The sequence below is a fragment of the Bdellovibrionales bacterium genome (genome assembly GCA_016716765.1).
Lineage (GTDB): Bacteria > Bdellovibrionota > Bdellovibrionia > Bdellovibrionales > UBA1609 > JADJVA01.
In genome coordinates this window covers 35,582-56,101 of sequence record JADJVA010000005.1, presented here as the reverse complement: position 1 = coordinate 56,101, position 20,520 = coordinate 35,582, and the positions used below count along the sequence as shown (strand labels likewise).

18 protein-coding genes are annotated in these 20,520 nt (G+C 46.1%); 14 read left to right on the top strand and 4 right to left on the bottom strand.

The features are described from left to right. The 3 genes from ccsA to IPL83_03450 are packed head-to-tail and all read right to left on the bottom strand — an operon-like array spanning position 1 to position 3,903. On the bottom strand, positions 1 to 1,704 hold the full coding sequence (ccsA, locus tag IPL83_03460) for a cytochrome c biogenesis protein CcsA (protein MBK9038214.1): 1,704 nt from the start codon (positions 1,702 to 1,704) through the stop codon (positions 1 to 3). After that, positions 1,701 to 3,098, bottom strand: coding sequence for a cytochrome c biogenesis protein ResB (locus tag IPL83_03455; GenBank protein MBK9038213.1), 1,398 nt, complete (start codon positions 3,096 to 3,098; stop codon positions 1,701 to 1,703). The genes ccsA and IPL83_03455 overlap by 4 nt, the downstream gene beginning before the upstream one ends. 22 nt (positions 3,099 to 3,120) lie before the next feature. After that, on the bottom strand, positions 3,121 to 3,903 hold the full coding sequence (locus tag IPL83_03450; protein ID MBK9038212.1) for an N-formylglutamate amidohydrolase: 783 nt from the start codon (positions 3,901 to 3,903) through the stop codon (positions 3,121 to 3,123). Positions 3,904 to 4,038: 135 nt separating this feature from the next. Between IPL83_03450 and IPL83_03445 the strand changes: the two genes are divergently transcribed. Both IPL83_03445 and IPL83_03440 read left to right on the top strand, forming a co-directional pair. Next, a complete protein-coding gene (locus IPL83_03445; GenBank protein MBK9038211.1) occupies positions 4,039 to 4,641 on the top strand; it encodes a cob(I)yrinic acid a,c-diamide adenosyltransferase in 603 nt (200 codons plus the stop codon). Next, a complete protein-coding gene (locus IPL83_03440) occupies positions 4,641 to 5,753 on the top strand; it encodes a hypothetical protein (GenBank protein ID MBK9038210.1) in 1,113 nt (370 codons plus the stop codon). The genes IPL83_03445 and IPL83_03440 overlap by 1 nt, the downstream gene beginning before the upstream one ends. A gap of 14 nt (positions 5,754 to 5,767) precedes the next feature. Here IPL83_03440 and IPL83_03435 read toward each other — a convergent pair whose 3' ends face one another. Continuing rightward, complete coding sequence (locus IPL83_03435; GenBank protein ID MBK9038209.1) at positions 5,768 to 6,484, bottom strand: hypothetical protein; 717 nt, start codon at positions 6,482 to 6,484, stop codon at positions 5,768 to 5,770. A 420-nt stretch (positions 6,485 to 6,904) separates the two neighbouring features. Here IPL83_03435 and IPL83_03430 point away from each other — a divergent pair, with 420 nt between their 5' ends. The 12 genes from IPL83_03430 (at position 6,905) to gspN (ending at position 20,516) form a co-directional block, all read left to right on the top strand. Then, the gene (locus IPL83_03430) at positions 6,905 to 7,846 is read left to right on the top strand and encodes a general secretion pathway protein GspC (protein ID MBK9038208.1); all 942 of its coding nucleotides are present in this window, start codon (positions 6,905 to 6,907) and stop codon (positions 7,844 to 7,846) included. A 79-nt stretch (positions 7,847 to 7,925) separates the two neighbouring features. Beyond that, complete coding sequence (gspD, locus tag IPL83_03425) at positions 7,926 to 10,277, top strand: type II secretion system secretin GspD (GenBank protein MBK9038207.1); 2,352 nt, start codon at positions 7,926 to 7,928, stop codon at positions 10,275 to 10,277. 56 nt (positions 10,278 to 10,333) lie between these two features. Continuing rightward, positions 10,334 to 12,022: a type II secretion system ATPase GspE gene (gspE, locus tag IPL83_03420; GenBank protein MBK9038206.1), complete on the top strand. Its 1,689-nt coding sequence runs from the start codon at positions 10,334 to 10,336 to the stop codon at positions 12,020 to 12,022. A 28-nt stretch (positions 12,023 to 12,050) separates the two neighbouring features. Then, a complete protein-coding gene (gspF, locus tag IPL83_03415; GenBank protein MBK9038205.1) occupies positions 12,051 to 13,271 on the top strand; it encodes a type II secretion system inner membrane protein GspF in 1,221 nt (406 codons plus the stop codon). A 47-nt stretch (positions 13,272 to 13,318) separates the two neighbouring features. Continuing rightward, entirely contained in the window at positions 13,319 to 13,759 is a 441-nt protein-coding gene (gspG, locus tag IPL83_03410; protein ID MBK9038204.1) for a type II secretion system major pseudopilin GspG, read from the top strand. Next, positions 13,710 to 14,408 (top strand): type II secretion system protein, encoded by a 699-nt coding sequence (locus IPL83_03405; GenBank protein ID MBK9038203.1) that lies wholly within the window; start codon positions 13,710 to 13,712, stop codon positions 14,406 to 14,408. Before gspG ends, IPL83_03405 begins: the two co-directional genes overlap by 50 nt. After that, complete coding sequence (locus IPL83_03400) at positions 14,405 to 14,992, top strand: type II secretion system protein (protein ID MBK9038202.1); 588 nt, start codon at positions 14,405 to 14,407, stop codon at positions 14,990 to 14,992. The genes IPL83_03405 and IPL83_03400 overlap by 4 nt, the downstream gene beginning before the upstream one ends. Further along, complete coding sequence (locus IPL83_03395; protein MBK9038201.1) at positions 14,989 to 15,891, top strand: prepilin-type N-terminal cleavage/methylation domain-containing protein; 903 nt, start codon at positions 14,989 to 14,991, stop codon at positions 15,889 to 15,891. The genes IPL83_03400 and IPL83_03395 overlap by 4 nt, the downstream gene beginning before the upstream one ends. Next, on the top strand, positions 15,842 to 17,122 hold the full coding sequence (locus tag IPL83_03390) for a general secretion pathway protein GspK (protein ID MBK9038200.1): 1,281 nt from the start codon (positions 15,842 to 15,844) through the stop codon (positions 17,120 to 17,122). The genes IPL83_03395 and IPL83_03390 overlap by 50 nt, the downstream gene beginning before the upstream one ends. 61 nt (positions 17,123 to 17,183) lie before the next feature. Beyond that, positions 17,184 to 18,854 carry a pilus assembly protein PilM gene (pilM, locus tag IPL83_03385; protein ID MBK9038199.1) on the top strand — a complete coding sequence of 557 codons (1,671 nt, stop codon included), beginning with the start codon at positions 17,184 to 17,186 and terminating at the stop codon, positions 18,852 to 18,854. Further along, the gene (locus IPL83_03380) at positions 18,855 to 19,529 is read left to right on the top strand and encodes a hypothetical protein (GenBank protein MBK9038198.1); all 675 of its coding nucleotides are present in this window, start codon (positions 18,855 to 18,857) and stop codon (positions 19,527 to 19,529) included. Positions 19,530 to 19,532: 3 nt separating this feature from the next. Continuing rightward, entirely contained in the window at positions 19,533 to 20,516 is a 984-nt protein-coding gene (gspN, locus tag IPL83_03375) for a type II secretion system protein GspN (protein ID MBK9038197.1), read from the top strand. Positions 20,517 to 20,520 lie beyond the last annotated feature (4 nt).

The window sequence follows — 20,520 nt, the reverse complement described above, 5'->3', positions numbered from 1 at the left end:
TTATTTAGAACGCCCTTCCGCTTTCAATCGACTATAACGCACCGTAGATACATAAATCACCCACAACAAATGAATCGCGACAAAAACCGCGACATATTCAACTCCGCCAGCTCCAAATCCGTAGGAGTGAAGTCCCGCTCCTAAAACAAAATTGACCCCATACCAAGCCATGATCACCAGAGAAAAGGCGACGACGCTACAAACGGCCAATCCAAATTTACGAACCCATCCCACAAGGCGGCCATGAAGAATTGCTAAATAGCCAAACCAAGCGATGAGAGCCCAAGTTTCTTTTGGATCCCAGCCCCAAAAACGACCCCAAGAATAGTCTGCCCAAATCCCTCCTAAGATTATTCCAGCACCCAGAAGCACCACCCCCACTTGAATGGCTCGGTAAATGGATCGGTTCCCCTCCTGAATTTCCTTTGCAAACTTCTCTTCTCCTCGCAAAAAATAGATCAATTGCAAATCACCTAAAGCAAAGGCTAGAAAAAACGCCGCATAACTAAGAGTGATAATCAACACGTGTGTGGTGAGCCAGAAATTATCTCGCAGAACCGGCTGCAGTGGCTGCAATGACTTGTCTAAAACTGAAGGAGCCATGTCGGTTAGAATCAAACACAAAACCGAAATAAAGGAAGAGACCATTAAGACGGCTTTTGTTCGGTTCTTCAACTCAAAAATCATCGCAAAAATCACAGCTCCCCACGGAACCCATACGACTGTTTCGTACATATTCGAAACTGGAGGACGCCCCAAAATATAGGACCTAATCACCATTCCATACGTGTGCAGAATGAGCCCCGCTACGATGCCAGCCCATCCGCCATAGTAGAGCCAAGATCGATTGTTAACCATTGCTCCAAGAAGAAAAAATGCACCGATCAGATAAAATACCCAGGACCAGAGAAAAGGGTGAAAGGTGTTCAAATGAACTTCGGCTTTGACTTTAACATCCTCTCCATAAGAGTTCGGATTGATGGCACGAGCAAGCTGGCTAAATTCGGCAACCGCGATATCCAGCTCTTTAAGAGACTCTTCGCTCCCGGACAATTTTTGAGGGTCTATGTTGCTGGTCAAAACCTTAACAAATGCCTTGCTCACTCCTTCGAAACGGTTTTTCAGGTCTCCATTCAATTGAGCGACGGTCTGCCAAGCATCCCCGTTGACGCCCGGAACGACTCTTAAGGCCTGGCCAATCTTAAGACCATGATACATACTTAGCTGATTTTCTAAGTTCTGAATTGCCTGATAGTAGGGGTTCAATTTTTCCTGACTCGCCAGGCGACTCTGCATATCCTGAATCAAGAGACCCACACGTTCATTTGCAAACAGCTCATTCGGCGAATAATATACCTGGGTCATATCTTTATTTAGTTTGAGAGCTTCTCTCAACCCGCTGTGCCTCACGAGAACAATGGGTGTCTTGTCCCATTGCTCGGGAACAAGCATCCAGGTAAAAACGATGTCAGCTGCTTCCCGATCTTGATAGGTCTCTTTTCCATATATGAGTTTCAATGCTTCACGTGCAAAGGAATCATAAGGCTTTATTCGGCCGCCATCCTGAACGTGCATACGACGCAGGGCTTCGCTTGTGAAGCCTGAGGTAGCAGACGCCGAAAAAATTGAAAAGCAAGCCATCCAAATAACGAAAAATACCCAATAAAACTTAGAGAATAGGAAGGGAATCTTGGAGAATTTCATGAGACGGCTCCTTCTCGTTTTCGATGATTGGCTCTAAATGCCGCGGTTACCGTAAATAGCATGACTGCACCAATGATAACCATTGCTGAGCCCAAATACTTCCAAAAGCGCCCAGGATCTTGGTTTACAGACAGAATAGAAGCAACTGGATTGCCCTGATCGTCCTCTTGAAAACTAGCTTGATAAAAAGTGTAGCCTTTGTGCTTCAGTGGATTGTTCATCGAGATCGTCGTCTTTGCTCCGTCGTCCAGTGTAACATCGCTCTCGTAGCTCATTGCTTGCGCGGTTCCTTGATAACGACCGACTCTAAAGTCTCTCAGAGTCAAACTAAAGCCCAGATCCAATCTTCTGTTCCCGTAAACAAAAACAAAAACATTTTGATCGGTAAAAAGACGAAGCGAATTATTTAGTCCCACCCAGTGATCCACTCCATTGAACGAAATCTTAACAGCTGAGGTCGTGAGTGGAGTTGGACTCTCTCGTTTTTCAAATGATATCTTTTGTTCCGCATGAGGAAGAAAGCGAAGAATACGAAGCTTCAAATTCATCCAACCCGTATCCAGACTCATTCCCTCTGTCAATTCCCCCTTTAGTGTCTTTCTCTTTCCGTCCTTTGAACGGACTTCATACCGTCCCTTTTTCGTTTGAGGGTCAATCTGAAACAAGATCAGGTTGCCCTGGCCCACGTCCTTATCCCCTTGACCCTCCATCAAAATGATCTTCGCGGGACCAAGATTTGCCTCATCCATTGCTTGCCCACGACCAAGAGAAATCCATCGAGTCAAATTGACACGATCATTTTCGATTTGGAATCGAATCGCTGGCCCATCTAGCTTATTGACCGACGGCTCTAACTCCTCCTTTCGAAAGGCATAGTGGTAATAATCTCTTACTTCTATAGTATCTTTCCCAAATTGCAAAACAGTTGGATTCTGATTGGGTGGACGAAGAAGAAAATCGACGGTTTTGGCTGCCATTTGGGAATATTTTTGCCCGTCAAATGAGCCCAAAACCATTATTTCCTTTTCGCCAACCGTAACCTGCCTGCTCTTCTCCCCAATTCCAAAAGACATGCTGCCATCAACGCCCCAGTAACGAGTAATCAAGGAACCCGCCAGGGTGATAATGATTCCAACATGGGCCAGTAAAAAGGGAATATGTCTCTTCTTCCAAGGCCAGCGATCCACCATCACGCAGATAAGTTGGGTCACAAGAAGGCCCATAAAGAAATACATCCACGGTCCATGATAAATTATTTTCTGTGCATATTCTGAATCAAATTTAGCTTCGTAAATAGTGCCGATGGCTGACAAAAAGCCCAGGATGAGGATGACAAAGACGGCCAGCTTGACTGAAATAAAAAGCTTAAATATTCGATATAAAAAATTTATCATAAATCGTTCCTTGTACCCACTCTTAAAACTCCGGAAGCGCTAAGTAAATCGATTTTACAGCTCCTGAGAGTTTACTCTGAACTTCCTGCAAATTTATTTGCTTTATTTTCTTGCTCACTTCATCCATATATATGGACCTATTTAATTCAACCTGAATAACGTGCTGACCCTTTTCCGGGCAACCGTAAGACTGAGTGATGCGCCCACCAAGGTACGGCCAGTTGACAGCAACCGAAAAGCCCGCGGCCTTATAAGAGTTGACGACAAGATCTCGAAACCATGAGCTGCAGCTCTTGCCATTCACATCGCTGATAACAACTTGTGCCCTCTCTTCTCCTTTATCGCGGTGGGCTTCTGTGCCTCGACTCGGCATGCTATGCGCGTCAATATGATAAACATCAGCAGCACCAGCCTCGCGAAATCTCCCATAAATGGACTTCAAATCTCGATGAAAGGGATCAAAAAACTTTTCTACCATCACGTCATGCAATTCTCTGGAAATAGGCTCCTTCATCAATCTCATTCCCGCAGTGGTCTTAACCCAATGAAACCCGTATGTGAAGGCACCTTTTGGATGATCTGAACCAATCAGACTTTCCTCATCCACATCTGAAGGCAATCGGTTGAGATCCACCACATACCGATGCCAAGTCGCAACAACCCAAGGAATCTTCAGACTTTCTACAATGGGACGATAAAGTAAGTCCACGTACCGATCCACATCAAACATTAACAAGGGCTCCTCCAAACCTTCAAGCCAGGGCGTTTCTTCGGGAACCTGTTCTCCAGAATGAGGGACAGAAATAAAAAAAGCGCGCAAAAAGGCCTCCTCTTGCTCTCTCTCTCTTTCTGGATATCATGGCAGAAATAGATGCCCTGACAACTTCTATTTATTTCTCGACTCATCGATTCTGGAAAGCTGTTGGCTGAGGAGGGTTTTTTGTGGTTAGATGTCGCAATGACAACAAAAATCTATACCGGCCGCGGAGACCTTGGACAGACCTCTCTCGTCAACGGAAAAAGTGTTTCAAAGTCCCACACACGCATTGCAGCCTACGGAACGATTGACGAGCTGAATAGCTCACTGGGCCTAGTGGGAGCTGAACTGCAATCTTTAATCAACCTCGCAAACCTTGCCGGTTTTGTTAGACAGGGTCTTGATGAAATCCAAAGGCTTCAAAACCAACTTTTTTCTGTCGGTAGTCATCTCGCTTGTGATGAGGAATCATTTAGCCACCGCTTGCCCATTCTTGGTCCTGGTATGTCTGAACATCTTGAAAGACAAATCGACGAATGGACCAAACAACTCCCCGCGCTCACTGAGTTTATCTTGCCAGGAGGCTGCAAAGCCTCGGCCTCCCTCCACCTTTCACGAACTATTTGTCGACGCGCCGAACGCATAGTGACTGAGCTTATCGAAGAGGGAGGGCGGGTGGAGCCATTTATTCTGGTCTTTCTCAATCGAATGAGTGATTATCTTTTTGTTTTCGCTCGGTACACTAATTTACAGATGGGCTTCGCTGACTTAACCTGGAAAAAATAATGCGTTTGGTGCGAGCGACACTCGAAGACAACGACAAATTGACCACCTATTTTAAAAGTGCGTCACTTCCTGGAGCCGTGGACCTTTCGTTCGAAAGAAAGACCTCATTTTTCAATCAATACAGATTGCAATCGGATGATTTTACCACCTACGTATTGCTTGGTGACCAGGGCACACCTGAAGCCATGGCCTCCCTTGTCTTTCGTCGGGCTCGTATCGAAGGAAACATGGAAACGATCTGCATTGCAACGGACCTACGGGTTTCTCCCTCCCGTGGAGCTGTACTGAGCTGGTCTCAACACTTCCTGCCAATCCTAGAAAGAGAAAAAGAGAAGCGCCAGTGCCGGTATGTTTTTTCCGTGGTCGCACAAAATCAGAAGCAGGCCTACAATGCCTTCGTTCGCCCCCGCTCAATGAAAAGAAAACTGCCTCGTTACTTCCTCTTTCGTCGCTTTCAAATCGTAAGTCTCCATGGTATGTGGCCCTTGCGACCAAAGCCATTGCCGTCAATTAGAATAACTTCATTTGAAGAATCTGATCGCGATGCTCTCATTGACTATTTACTCAAAAAAAAAGCTATAAAGCCTCTCTGCTTTTCTCCTGAGTCAGAAAATGTTGTCCAGTACATTGACCGATGGGCAGACTTGAAATGGGATGATTTTATCTTAGCTAAAGACAATCACAAAAACATTCTCGGTTGCACGGCAAAATGGTCCCCATCCAGAATTCAAACGATTCTTCCTGTCAACTATTCCCCTCAGGCCACTACTTTAAAGGAAGGACTTCATTTGCTCTCCTTCTTAGGATTGGCAAAACGACTGCCGCCAATTGGAAAGCCCCTCGATTTTTCGTTTCTCACCCACCTGTTCGCAGAAAATCCAGATATTTTCTATTCACTTTTAGAACATAGTTATCGATCAACTGTCGGCAATGAAGCCCTTGTGTACACGCACTTCGACAATTACTGGCTGACAACACCGCCTCGAGGATTCATCTCCGCCACAATTCCGGGTGGTTTTTATTGTATGCTCTCACCAGAACAGTCGGTTCCCGATTTTCTCAAACCAACACATCTTTATGAGCCACCAGATTTTGAACTCGCCTACTGGTGACCCCATAAGGCCTGTTATTGAGCGAGTGCCAATTCACGATGACGAAGCCCCTGCCAAAACCAGCTTAGCATGGGATCGAGATCTATTGATTCCAGAACTTGAATGTCGGCTAAGCGCAAATCCCCTTCCAAATTAGAGAAAAGCAGATTTCCAGGACCAAAATTGACGAAGCGACGAACTCCGTAATCACCCACCAAGGCCGTAACAATCCGAGAAGGATCAATTTTGTCCACCGGAAGTTCTTCTCTCAAGACCTCTCCTCTCACATCCTTTGATTCAAATATCGCACCGTATTGAGTGAGAGATATCCCACTCAAATAAGGTGTAGGTTCCTGAAACGACATGGGAACCAGGGGCCGAGTCACCTTCAAAGCAGGACTCGTTGAAATCATTTCGCTAAAGCTCATTTTTCCAGATGAAACGAGCATAGCGGAATCCCCATTCGTATTTCCCACAAAAATGTTGGGTCGCTGATGGAATCTCAGATAGCGATCAAAAAGACCCACCTGAACAATTGCAGAAGCCATACTCTTGAGACGAATATTGCCCAAAAAAACTCGATCTTCTGAGGCAATAAAATTGCAAAGATCGAGGGAATTGGCACCACTTGCGTCCCAACTTTTTTGAGCCTCTGAAATTCGTTTTGTCACTTCTGGAATTCGAACCACGTTGGCGCGAATGTCGATAAAATCCAATGCATTGAGCCCCTGAAAGACCACTGCTTCAGACACAGATACCCCCCGAGTTCACGGTTTTTAAAAAAACACAGCCTAGTTTTTAAAAAACCTTTTGAACTTTCCCCTTACGAAAGGATCCCCCAATACTAGACACTCATGGGATGAGTATCTGGTCACAACTATGAGCAAGTGCCATGCCGAGACCAAAAACTGACCACGATACGATCAGATTCGATCCCAGCAAAATGCTGCATCTCCCCTTTAACAAATTGTGATGAAATATTTATGCGTGACCATGAAAATTTAGGATAGCCTCGTTTCCTCTTGGGAGTAAAAACTGACTGGTGACTTTGGTCTGGTCCAGGTTAAATTTTGATGAGATGGTTTTTTGTATTCAGTAAAGTCCTCTGAATCATTAAAAAAAATGAGATTCCTTTAGCCTAATCATCCCTCCCTTTGCTAAGATTTCAACCAATGAGGTGGCTTGGGGGCAAAGGAACATTTTTTGATTCGGTGAAGGGTGGCGGTCGGCCTCCCTTCGAAGCGGTCTATGTCTATTTGTTTGCGGTCTTTCTTGGATACATTCTCAGTGACCTTTCGATTCTGTCCTACCGTCCATCAATGCTGCCCACTGAGGCTCCTCCAGCTAAGGTCACCGGGCCTAGCCGAGTTCGACAGGCCAATAAACTCGATTATGAATCGATCGCCGACCGCAACCTCTTCAATTCAGACGGCAAAATTCCTCCTCCCATTTCGGCAGAGGGAGGCGGCGAAGGAGAAGCTGACCGCCCCGCCATTCTCTCCCAACTTCCCCTCAAACTCGAGGGAACCATTGTTCATGCTGACACAAAGAAATCAGTGGCTTCGATTAACTTGAGGAATAAAAACGAAACCCAGGTTCTGCGACTCGATGAAGAAATTGATGGAATTGCGCGAATCACGAAGATCGAACGACGCAGAGTGACTTTTCGCAATCTTGCCAACAGCCGTCTCGAGTACATTGAGATTCCAAAAGACGAGAAAATTAACTTTGGCCTCAAGTCACCACGTGCCACTGGCGGAAGCGAAGTTGAAAAGCGCGGAGAATATGATTTTTCACTCAGACGCGAGGATCTCTCAAAATACACAGCCAACCTCTCTGAAATCCTAAATCAAGCACGCATGGTTCCAAATATTGTTCCGGGCTCCGGAGGACGGGTGGAAGGATTTCGTTTCGTTTCAATCAACCCGGGCAGTATTTTTGAAAAACTTGGATTTAAAACCATGGACGTCATCAAATCAGTGAATGGCGAAATGGTGAATAGTCCCACGCGAGCGATGGAGTTTTACAATACCCTGAAGTCCGCAAATAACATCCAACTGGGCATCGAACGCAATGGAAGAGATGAAAATTTCAGTTACACAGTGACAGAATAATTACAAAGTGAGCGATGAGATTTGAAATGAGAATTTGTTTTTCGAAAAACGAAAGAAGAAGTTAGAAGGAAGGATCCCCATGAAAGCGACAACAACTCTGATTGCGACATTTGCCGTCCTTTGCCTTGTTCTAATGGTCCCAATTCCGCATTTTCATGAAGCCTTAGCCCAGGCAGAAAGTGCCGTCGGGTCTCTAGAAAACAGCCCCGGACAAGCTCATCTTACGCCCACAGAAAAACCAAGTCCCGACGAAAAGGATCCTAAGAAAAAGGCATTCGCTTTCGCTAATCCAGAAGATATTACGAACGAAAATTTCCCAGATCTTATTGAGAGTTTCGATTACCCTAATGCTGAAATTTCGGACGTCATCAAGGCTATTTCTGAACTCACCGGAAAAAACTTTATCGTCGACCCTCAGGTCCGAGGCAAAATTACGATCATCGCGCCAACTCAAGTCTCCGTCGCCGAGGCCTACAAGGCGTTTTTGTCAGCTCTGGCGATCAATGGCTACACCGTAGTTCCCTCAGGAAAATTTCTGAAGATCAAAGCGGCTCGAAATGCCCAACGGGATAGCATCGAAACTTACTCCGGAAACTATTTTCCAAACTCAGATCAACTCATCACGCGAATCATTAAGCTCAAATATATTAATGCAGCGGACGTCAACAAGGAACTCCGCATTCTCCCTTCCAAAGATGGAGAAATGGTCCCGTATGCGCCAACTAACTCCATTATCATTTCAGACTATGGCTCGAACATAGAACGGGTGATGAATATCATCAACCAGCTCGATGTTCCCGGATTCGAAGAACAATTGACTGTTATCCGAATCCGTTACGCCAAAGCCAAAGACGTGGCCGACCTACTTGATCAAATCATCAATAAGGGCGAAAAGCGTGGTTCAAACCGGTTTTCGTCCGGAGTGCCTCAATTTCGGCGCAGCTCTGGCAGCGAAACCGGTGGCGGTTCGGGTGCTGAGTCCTATTCCCTTGTCGTGAATGATGACCGCACCAATTCGATCATCGTCGTTGGAAACAAAGCGGGAATTGCTAAAATTCATCAGCTGATCGCAAAGCTTGATTTTAAACTCCGTCCCGAAGACCAAGGGGGGGTTTTTGTTTACTATGTCAGACACAGCGAAGCAGAACAAATCGAAAAGGTTCTCAACGGAATCGCGGCTGAGGCAAAAAAGGCGAGTGGCGCAGGAGGCGGAGGCGGAGCACCGAACAATCCCACCGGCGTGGCAAATCCCCTTTCCCAGGGAGCTCGTGTCTTCGGAGGGGAAGTTCAGGTCGCTGCCGACAAGAACACAAACAGTCTCATCGTCACAGCTAGCAAACAGGATTATGAAATCGTCAAAAATATTCTGTCAAAAATTGATATCGCCAGGGACCAAGTCTTTGTGAAAGCCATCATCATGGAAATGAATTCTACCAACGGCCAAAATTGGGGGGTTGATTACTACGCCTTTGACCGAAGCAGCAATGGAATTGGCCGTATGGGTTTTCGATCCAACGAATCCATCGCTTCACTCATCGATCCCGCCGGTGATTTGGGAGGAATTCTTGGGTTTGGAAGCGGACAAACCTTTGAACTCAAGGCGGGTGGCACAACAGCAACGGTGTCTAGTCTCGTTGGCCTCGTCAAATTCATTAAGAGTTCTGCCGGCGGAAATATTCTCTCGACTCCCCAAATCATGGCTCTCGACAACGAAGAAGCAACCATAGAAGTGGGAGAAAAGATTCCTGTTAACCTCAGCCAAAATCAAGCGGCGGTGGGAGGGGCCATTTCAACAACTGCCAATCGTGAAGATGTCACAATAAAGTTGATCATCACGCCCTTCATTAGTCCCGACACAGAGTCTGTCAAAATGAAAATTGAACAGCATGTGGCCCAACTTTCCCAAACGCAAATCCAGGGCGACCTCGGGAAAGCAGCGGTTGCAACCACCAAACGACTCATCAAAACCCAGATTGTGGTCAACTCAGGAGACACAGCCGTGTTGGGAGGACTCATGTCGGACGCCGAAACCGAGAAAATTACAAAGATCCCCATACTGGGGGATATCCCCATTCTGGGTTGGCTCTTCAAAGGAAAAAATAGCCAAAAAAATAAATCAAACTTGGTGGTATTCATCACTCCTCAAATTGTCCGAGACTCTCAGGATAACGCGGAGATTCTCAACTTCAAAATTGATGAGCGAATTGATTTTATAAAGAATTCTATGGGTGGCAGAGATCCTCATGGGGAGATCATTGACAAACTCCCGCGACGCGCAAGCAACAGCCGATCGAGTTCATCACCAAAGCGCTCGAGCGGAGCCCTCAAACCGCTTCCCGCTGAGAGCTCTGATGAGATTTCGGTCACACCGGAACCAGAACCAGGAGAAGTTCCTGAGCCTTTAGAGGAGCCGGCCGTTGAATCCTTTTAAAGAGGGGCCCCTTGTTCTTGCTGTAAGCTTCGAATCTGGATACGATAGCAGGAACTATGGCGACTCATAACTACGAAACACTTCTTATCAAAGGCACGGGCATTACTGCGGAGCAACTCCCGTCTTTGCTCAAGCTATTAGATAAAAACGGACGATCCCTCAAGGAAATGCTCGAGGCGAAGGGCTACAACAATCCCGAAGAAGCCCTCGCTGATCTTTGCGATTTTTTGGATGTGGCCTTTATCAAGGAAATTCCCTACGGAGATATACCCGTCGATTTGATTCGGGATATTCCCATCAACTACGCCAAGAACAACGAGGTTCTCCCTTTTCGACTCGAGACAGACAAGCTCGTCGTCCTGACCTCAAATCCTATTAATCTCAAGGTATTGGATGACTTGCGCGTTTTGTTTTCCAAACGCATAGAAGTGAAAGTCACGACAAGTGCCAAGCTCCAGGAAGCGATCAACCGAGTCTATGAAAAGAGCACCGCAGCCCTGGAGGGCCTCGATGATATCGAAAGCGAGGAGTACGACCTCGATGACCCCGTTATTGATCTTCTGGAGGCCGGAGATGACGATGCTCCAGTGATTAAATTGGTCAATACCTTGCTCTTTCGATCGGTGAAAGAAAAGGCTTCCGATATTCATTTGGAGCCTTACGAAAAAGACATGGTTGTTCGATTTCGTATTGATGGGATTCTTTTCGATATCTTCAAGCCGCCAAAAAAATTGCAAAACTCCATCACTTCTCGAATAAAAGTGATGGCCAATTTGAATATTGCAGAGAAACGCCTTCCACAAGATGGTCGGATTCCTTTGAAGCTGGCCGGAAAAGACATTGATGTGAGGGTGAGCTCAGTCCCAACGGCCTTCGGAGAACGCCTCGTGCTTCGTCTTCAGGATCGATCCAATGTTGTACTCGAATTAGAACAATTAGGATTTTCTGAAGAAAGTCTTAAAAACATCAGTCATCTCCTCTCGAAGACATATGGAATTTTTCTTGTCACGGGCCCGACAGGAAGTGGTAAATCAACGACACTTTATGCCTGTCTCACAAAAATTAACTCCATTGATAAGAATATTATCACGGTCGAAGATCCGGTGGAGCAGCGAATTCATGGAATCGGGCAGATCCAGGTCAATTCGAAAATCGGACTCACCTTCTCGACGGGATTGAGATCCATTTTGCGACAAGATCCGAACGTCATCATGGTCGGTGAGATTCGAGATCTCGAAACTGCAGACATCGCGATCAACGCTTCGCTCACGGGCCACTTGGTTCTTTCAACAATTCATACCAATGATTCTGCCGGAGTCTTTCCGCGACTCATTGACATGGGCTGTGAACCTTTTTTGATTGCAACTTCTTTGCTTGGTGTGATTGCCCAGAGGCTTGTGAGAATTTTGTGTCCTCACTGCAAACAAACCTATGACCCCACGGACGTCGAATTGGCAAGTCTCGACCTCACTAGAAGCCAAGTGCGCGGCGCCAATATCTGTCGGCCGGTTGGCTGCAATGAATGCAACCAAAAGGGCTATATTGGGCGAACTGTCATTCAAGAATTGCTTCTCATTACCGAAGAAATTCGAACCCTCATTATGCAGAGACAGGACGGCGGCACGATCAAAAAGGCCGCTCTTCGAGATGGAATGAAAACCTTTCGCGACCACGGTATTCAGAAAGTTTTAAAGGGAATCTCAAGTATCGAAGAAGTCCTCACAAATACTCAGGTTGATGCCTAAATGAGCAATTATAAGGGCGGTCTTATCCATGCCACTCTTTGAATACAAGGGCCTCAATAAGGCTGGCAAAAATTTACGTGGAACACTCGACGCCGAAAACGCTCGCACGGCTCGCGCCAAACTCAAAAAGGATGGCGTTTTCGTCATCGATCTGAAGGATAAATCAAAAGCCGTCAAAAAAGGAAAAACCAAGAAAGCCGGGCACAACAAAGGCGTCAGCGTCAATGATCTCTCCATGATGACTCGACAGTTAGCGACTTTGCTCAAAGCCAATATCCCATTGGTCGATAGTCTCGGGGCCGTGTCTGAGCAAGTTGAAAACGAAATGCTCTCTGAAGTGATTGCAGATATTAAAAATAATGTGAATGAAGGATCTCCTTTTCACAAGTCCCTCAGGAAATACCCCAAGATTTTTAATGTTATCTTTGTCTCAATGTGTGAAGCCGGAGAAATGTCAGGAACTTTAGACGTCATTTTACTTCGACTGGCAGAGTTTACTGAATCACAAAATGAACTCAACAGTAAAATCAAATCTGCCATGATCTATCCGGTTCTGATGATGGTCTTTATGCTCGCGATGCTGTCCGTCTTGTTCGTTTTTGTGATACCCAAAATGGTTCTTGTTTTTGAGTCCAATCCAGAAATGACCTTGCCTTGGTATTCGGTCATGGTGATTGATTTTAGCGGCTTGTTGGTCAATTACTGGCACGTGATTACGGTTATTATTTTCGCCGTATTTTTTGTTTTCAAAAGTTGGAAAAACTCCCCCAGTGGCAGCGGACAATGGGATGCGATACTTTTAAAACTTCCGGCTATTGGCAAACTGGCTCGGATGGTGGCGGTTTCTCGCTTTACCCGAACTCTTTCGACTCTCCTCAGAGGAGGGGTTCCGATGCTGACGGCCATGTCCATTGTTCGAAACGTCGTAGACAACGAAGTCTTGGCAACAGCTCTCGATGACGCCCGTGAAAATATCAGTGAAGGAGAATCTATTGCGGGACCCCTTAAAAAATCGGGACAGTTTCCTCCTATTGTCATTCACATGATCAATATTGGTGAAAAAACAGGAGAACTGGAGAATATGTTGACGCAGGTCAGTGATGCCTATGACTTTCAAGTTCGAAATGCAGTTGAAGGCCTGACTTCTCTCCTCACTCCTTTGATGCTTATCTTAATGGGTTGCGTTATTGGGGTGATAGTATTTTCCATCATGATCCCAATATTTGAAATGTCTAACATTGGCGGCTAGGATGACCACTCATTGTTGTTAAGCTTTTGGAGGTTGAAATGGTTAACATGATAAAAAAAATTAAGACGATAAACCCAAATCAAAAAGGCATGACACTGGTCGAAATCATGATCGTGCTGTTAATTCTTGGGGGATTGGCTTCAATTCTGGCCACGACGGTGATGGGTCGGTTAAAGAAGGCCAAAATCGGCCAAGCAAAGTTGCAGATCTCAGAGCTCGGAAAATCACTGGATATGTTTTACGCAGATTGCTCATTCTATCCCTCGTCAGATCAAGGTCTCTCTGCTTTGGTGCAGGCTCCGAGTGGGGAACCCAGCTGCTCCGGTTGGGGACCTGATCCTTATATCAAAAAAGTTCCTCGAGATCCCTGGAACAATGAATATCTCTACGAGGCCCAGGGCAACTCATACGTCTTGAAATCTTTGGGTGGGGATAAACGTGAAGGTGGGACCGGCGAAGACGAAGATATCTCTTCTGAGAATCTCTAGATTCTCTCTCTTACGAGGAAATTGCTTATTTCGCCGGCATCAACATCGCGACGATGCCGGTTTTACCCTCATTGAAGTCATGATTGTCGTTGCAATCATGGCATCTATCGTTGTCATGGTTCTTCCTCGCATTGGAAACAAAAACAATCAACTCAAAGAAGTGATCAGAAGATTTACTGTCCTTTCTCGCGAAATTCGCCACCGGGCTCGTCTTGAAAATGCAACTTATCGCATTGTGATCGACATGAAAGATGGAGCTGAAAGCGGCAAATCTCAGCATGAGTATTGGATCGAAAAGAGTTCCTCGCGAGTTCTCCTATCGAAGTCGGATCGCTCCGATGAGGAAAAAGACAAAGATGGCAATCCTATCGATACGGATGGTTTTGCTTTTGACGAAACGATTCTAAAAAAGAAGCAGATTTTGCCCTCTCCCCTTTGGTTCGAAGACGTTGAGATCTCTGGCAGTGACCGACCTTTCAACTCCGGCCGCGCTTTTATTCACTTCTTTCCAGAAGGACTGGTTCAGGAAGCAGCCGTCCATTTTCGAATCGCGGAGGGAGAAACATGGACCTTTGTCATAAATCCATTGACCGGAAAAGGTGATGTTGTCACAAAACGCTTAGAATTAAAGGAAGTACGAGACCAGTGAAAAAGACTCCTCAACTTTCTGCAGAGGGCTTCACATTACTTGAAGTCCTTCTCGCAATAGCCATTCTGACGGGGGTTATTATAACCGTCTCACAGACCTGGTCAGGAAACTTTAACCGTGTTCGCAAGATCACTCTGTCTAACAACGTCGCCACATTGCTTGAAAGAAAAATGACAGAAATCGAAGCGAAATTTCAGAAAGCTCCTGTATCCGAAATTCCCGAAGAGGAAGAGGGAGACTTTGGAGCCGATCTTCCTAATTACAGCTGGAAGCTCAAGTCTCAGAAGTTTCAAATGCCAGACCTCTCCGCCCTCCTCACGTCAAAGGATGGCGGCGCAAACGAAATGCTCATCACGATGATCAAACAGCTCTCCGAGTTTGTTTCAAAGGCCGTAAAAGAAGTCACCGTCAGTGTGCTCCTTAAGTCAGGAAGCAAAACTACGACCTACGATGCAACCACATATTTCGTTGACTGGGAGCAGGAAATTGCCATGCCTGGGGGTGGGGGAGGAACTCCTACAGGAGGTGCTCCAGGGGGTGATCCAAGTGACCCTCAGCCGAATGAAAGTGAAAAAACCAAATGAAGAGAACCCCCACTTTTTCACAAAGCGGTATGACTCTGATGGAGGTGATGATTGCCACGGCCATTCTGGCCGTCATCGCTGCTTACACAGCAGAAACTGTTCAGAGAGCTGTGAAATCAAAAATCAAAGTTGAGGGTGACATTGATCGCAAATCAACAGTGAGGGACGCCTTGCGCATTATGGAACGTGATGTAAACCTCGCTTTCCATTACCGGGACATTGGTGTTCAACTCTATAACATCTCCGAAAAGGAACGTCTGGAGCGTCTGAAAAAGGGCCCCACACCATCAGACCCCAAAAAACCAGACCCACCCCCACCAGTGGACCCTCCTCCGCCACCTCCAAGTCCAACTGAACCTGCTAAGCCCTTTAAACCAAAGAAGCAAAAAATATTTACGCATTTTATGGGCGAAGAAAACCGAATGGATTTCACCACACTCAACTATGCGCGTATCCGCGAGGACGATCGGTCCAGTGATCAAGCTGAGATCGGATATTTCTTGCGTGATTGCCGCAACCGCTACGATAAGAAAAAATCAAGCCAGTGCCTTTGGAGACGCATTGATCCCCTGATCGACGATGATGTCACAAAGGGGGGTACCGAAACTGTTTTGCTGGAACATGTGCTGCGTTTTGAGCTTCGCTACTTGGGACCGGGCAAAGAAGAGGATTGGACCAAACAGTGGAAAACAAATAAGGGAGGGGATGCCAACTCGGAAAATAATTTTCCCTACGCAGTTGAAATCACCCTTGAATACCACAACAAGACAAATCCTTCAGAAAAGCCGGTGAGCATGACTCTTGTCGCAGCAGTCCGATTTCCTAACAACCCAACCAAAGAGGAAAAGAATGCCGAAGCGAAAAACCCGACTGACGAAAATCCTGACCCCGCTCAGTAATTCCCGCGGTGTCGCTTTAATGATGGCGATTTTCATCATGACCATTCTGACTTTTTTGGCCGTCGAGGTCTCCTATCGTACCAGCATTGAAAACAATATTGCCACTCAAGGTGTTTCAAGAATCCGGGCCTATTATGCCGCACGCGCCGCCATCGAACTGAGTCTCTTTCGAATACACTTGTACAAAAAAGCTTTAGCCGCTTTTGGCGATAAGCTCGGTCAAGCTCAATTTATGCTTGACCCTCTTTGGCAGTTTCCTTTCATGTGGCCTCCTGTGCTACCTGATGAAATTCACGGTGTTGATAAGGCTCAGATTGAAACAGTGGTCAAAGAGTCCTCCATGAAGGCCTCCTATTCGGTTGCAATTGAATCGGAGGGAGGAAGAATAGACGTCAATGACCTGGGTGCTGACTCGAAAGAGTTGGTGAAAGCCACTCGTCAACAAATCCTTCAGGTCTTTCAGGCTGAAGTCGATTCTAACGAAAAATTTGCCAAACGCTACGGCTCTTTTAATTTCGAAGAACTCGTCAACAATATGATTGATTGGGTTGATGACGACAGCCAGAGCCTCAATGGCGGAGCAGAGAAGGGATACTATCCTGATTTTAAAAGTGACTCCGTTCCTCCCAGTGCTCCCTTCAAGACCCTCAAAGAAATGCATATGGTCGCCGGGATGACGGATGAACTCTTCGAGGTCTTAGCAAGACGTGTGACGGTCTACGGATCTAAAGGCATCAACGTCAATTATTCTGTGAAGGAAGTTCTTAAATCTCTTGACCCCCAATTGACCGATGAGATCGTCGACAAAATCATGAAACGGCGTTCAAATTCAAATGAGGGAGGTCCCTTTCAATCTACCGATGATTTTTACAAGTTTATTGAATCTCTGGGAGTCCGCACAGCTTCGTTCAACCCGGCGAAAATCCCGCTGACATTTGATGCGGAGCTTAACTTTCGCATCAGAGCCACGGGCGTCTTCGGCCGAGTCTCGAGAGATATCGAGGTTGTGACTTTTGATTTCGACAACATCAAGGAAAGGTATATCGAAATCTTGACCAAAGCCGAGAAAGACGAAGCCGAACCCGGCGGCGATGGTGGTCAAAGCGGTGGCGAACCCACACCCAATAGTGCCGAAGAAAAACCAAAGCCTCCGGATGAAAAAAAGCCAACAAAAACAAAATTAAATGCGCCGAAGGGTCGACCCACTATAGTATATTGGAATGAGAACTGATAGCATACGAATGCGAATCGTATGAGGAATCAGGGTTTTTAAGAGGATGGAGATCTCTCGCATGAGAAGTGTTGGCATTGATATCGGCCGATTCAGCGTCAAAATCGCAGAAGTCGAGGCCACTCAACGCTCCTTCACTCTCACTCGTCTCGAGGAATTCCCCCTGAGTACAGATCCTACCAAGGATACAGAAATCGAAGTTCTCGATATTTTACGAACGATCAGCAGCCAGTACAGCGATCACTCTTCCACCCTTTTTGTCTTTGGTTTGCCCCAAGAACAAGTCATTGTCAGACTGCGTGAGTTTCCCTTTAAAGAACGTCATAAAATTCTTAAGAGCATCCCCTTTGAACTTGAGGACGACATTCCTTTTTCAAGTGATGGTGCCATTTTTGATGGCAAGGTCACTCGTTACAGAGGCGCGGGTGCCGAAGTTCTCGCCTGCACCACCCCTCTGGCTCGAATCAAGGCCCAAATTCAAAAGGCCCGCGACGGGAGCATCGACCCCAGCATTATTTGCCCGGAGGGGATCGCCTTTGCTAATTTGTTTGAAGACTGGAGTGAACCTCCGATTCAAGAACCGGCCCCTCTTGCGACAGAGGGAGAGGTTTCTCCCTCTGCCCCCCATGGGGCTCAGGCCATACTCAATATTGGACATAAATCGACATTCCTTATCATTCGCTCTGAAAATAGGTTGGTAGCTATTCGTACCCTGGACTGGGGAGGGACGGATATCGCAAATGCTCTCGCAAGAAAATACCAGATTCATATTGTGGAGGCGCTCAAAGAATTACGTAAAAAGGGATTTATTCTCACCTCGGACCAAGGAGCCACCAATGATCAAATCTCCTTTTCTAATACGATCAAGGACGTAGTTGATGGGTTGGCCCACGAACTGCATCTCACTCTCCTTGAAATTGAATCCGACCAAAATATCCATATAGAAAAGGCGTTCTTGTGCGGAGGGGCTTGTCAACTTCAAAACCTAGGGCCTTATCTGACTCAAAAGTTAGAGATCCCGTTTAATCGGCTGAAAGAAATTTCAGGTAATGCCTCACTTAATGTTGAAAGCAACAATGCAGGAGAAGTTTCGGGAGCCGTCGCCATCTCTTTGGCGATCGAAGGACTCAAGCGCCCCAGAAATCCGGCCGTTAATTTACTTCGTGGAGTCCTCGCAAAGCAAAGTCAGACGTTCAAACGTGTCATGGAGAAGTGGGGACATACGCTCACGATCGCTGCCGTGAGCTTCGCAGCCCTCCTTATTTGGTCCATTCTGCGCGAGTCCTTTTCTCAAACTATGACAGAAAACGCTCTTGAGCAGTTAAAAGTACAAGCACAAAACATCACCGGCGGAGAGCTCAAGGGGGCAAGAGCCAATTCATCTAATATTCGAAAGTACATTCAGGAAAAGGAAAATGAAGCCAAAAATCGCAAACTGGCTGAAAAAGTTCATAGCATCTCTTCTGCCTTAGATGTCCTGAAGTCGATCACTGAGTCCACACCAAGCAAGAAAAAAATTGTGGTTGATGTGGCGTCCGTCCGAGTCGACAATGACCAGGTGGAAATTCAAGGTTCCGTCGCTTCACCCTCTCAAGTAGATGCTCTGGTTGCATCTTGGAAGGGACTTTCTCTCGATGGAAAAATTGAAAAATTTAATCCGACAGTGAAAATTCAAAGTGGAAAATCTGCATTTGGTTTGCGTTTTCGCGTTGAACGAATAAAGGGCAGTTAAGTGCTAAATCTCGATGATATCAAAGATAGAATGACCGAAATGTTCAATACGGTCAAAGACGCCATCGAAGAGAGTTCCTATTACAATAATCTCCGAGAAAAATTCGAGATTCTTCCAGCCAAGACTCAACGCGGGCTCATTCTTGGGTCTTTGATCTTTTTTCTCATTATTTTGTTAAGCATCCCATTTTCGTTTTTATCCTCTTCAAAGGACTTTGTCTCAGAGTTTGAAGAACACCGCGGTCTCATTCGTGCCTTATTAAGAACTCGTAGCCTAGCGAGCGGCCCGCCTCTGCCACAGGGCTTAGATAGCAGCGAAATGGAATCTAAGGCCAAAGCAAGTCTTTCGCAGGCCGGACTACTTGAAACCCAAATAGGTCAAATGGAGAGTCTTCCCGAGGGAGATCCTGAAAATACCTTGGCTCCAAAAAACGTTCAACAGCAAGGACTGAAGGTCCAAGTCAAAAAACTCAATCTTCGCCAAGTGATTGATTTGGGTTATCAGCTACAAAACCTCGACAGCAGCGTCAAGATGACAGGTCTCGAGATAGCCGCTTCTTCCGAAGATCCTCACTACTTTGACACCGTATTTAAACTCATCAGTTATTCACTTCCTCAGCCGGAAAAAAAACCTGAATCCGAGGGACCTCGCCCAAGAAAAAGGGGAGGGAAGTAAGAAATGGCTATCATCGCTCGCATTGCTGAATTCTTAAAGAAAATATTTAAGTACCACAAAAAAAAGATTTTTCTTGTTTTTATCAGTTCCAGTTTATTCACTTTGATTTTGTTTCCCTATGATGACCTCGCTGACGTGGTCACAATCCAAGTCAGTAAACTCTCTGACAACCAAGTCTTTATCCAGTTCGACCATTTGGGAATTGATTTTTTTCCCACACCCGGAATCAATCTTGAAAAAGTTGAAGTTCAGACTCCGCAACTCCCAACGATTAAGGCCGATGAATTGACTTTGTCGCCTTCCATTGCCGGACTGCTCACCTTCAAGCCAGGCCTTGTGGCCAGAGCTGAAGGCTTTCTTGAGGGGAATGTCAGTTTGAAGTTCAAGTCCGGCGAGAAGGTGGAGGAAGGCGTCTATAGAAAAGACATTGAATTGCGAGTGACCCAGCTTGAGTTGAGTCATCTCAAAGAACTCGTCGAAATTCCCATCAAATTGACAGGAAAGGCGAATCTGAACACTTCTTTTGATGTAGATCCGACCTTTCGCGATCAGCCTCAGGGAGAAATCGAATTCAACACGGGTGAAATCAAACTCCCTCCCTCAACAATTCCAACCTATTATGGGCCACTGAGTCTTCCGGCATTTAATTGGACACAGATGATGCTGAAGGGACGGATGGTGGGAGGAAAATTCATTATTGAAATGGCTGAGCTCGGCGGCCCTAAAGATGCCTTTAACGGACAGCTCAAGGGCTCCATTGATGTCACAATGAACTCCCGCGGGGGCGGGCTGGTTCCTCAATTCGGCGCTTATGAATTGAAATTAAAGCTCAATGTCACTAAGGCGGCCCAAGAAAGCTTGTCGCTATTCTTAGGAATACTTGACGGTTACAAAACCCTCACTCTGACGGGAGCCAGTTACGCTGTCCGGATTTCGGGCTCGCGATTTGGCGTCAATCCGTCCTTTTCTGCATTGGCCGCCTTTTGATTGA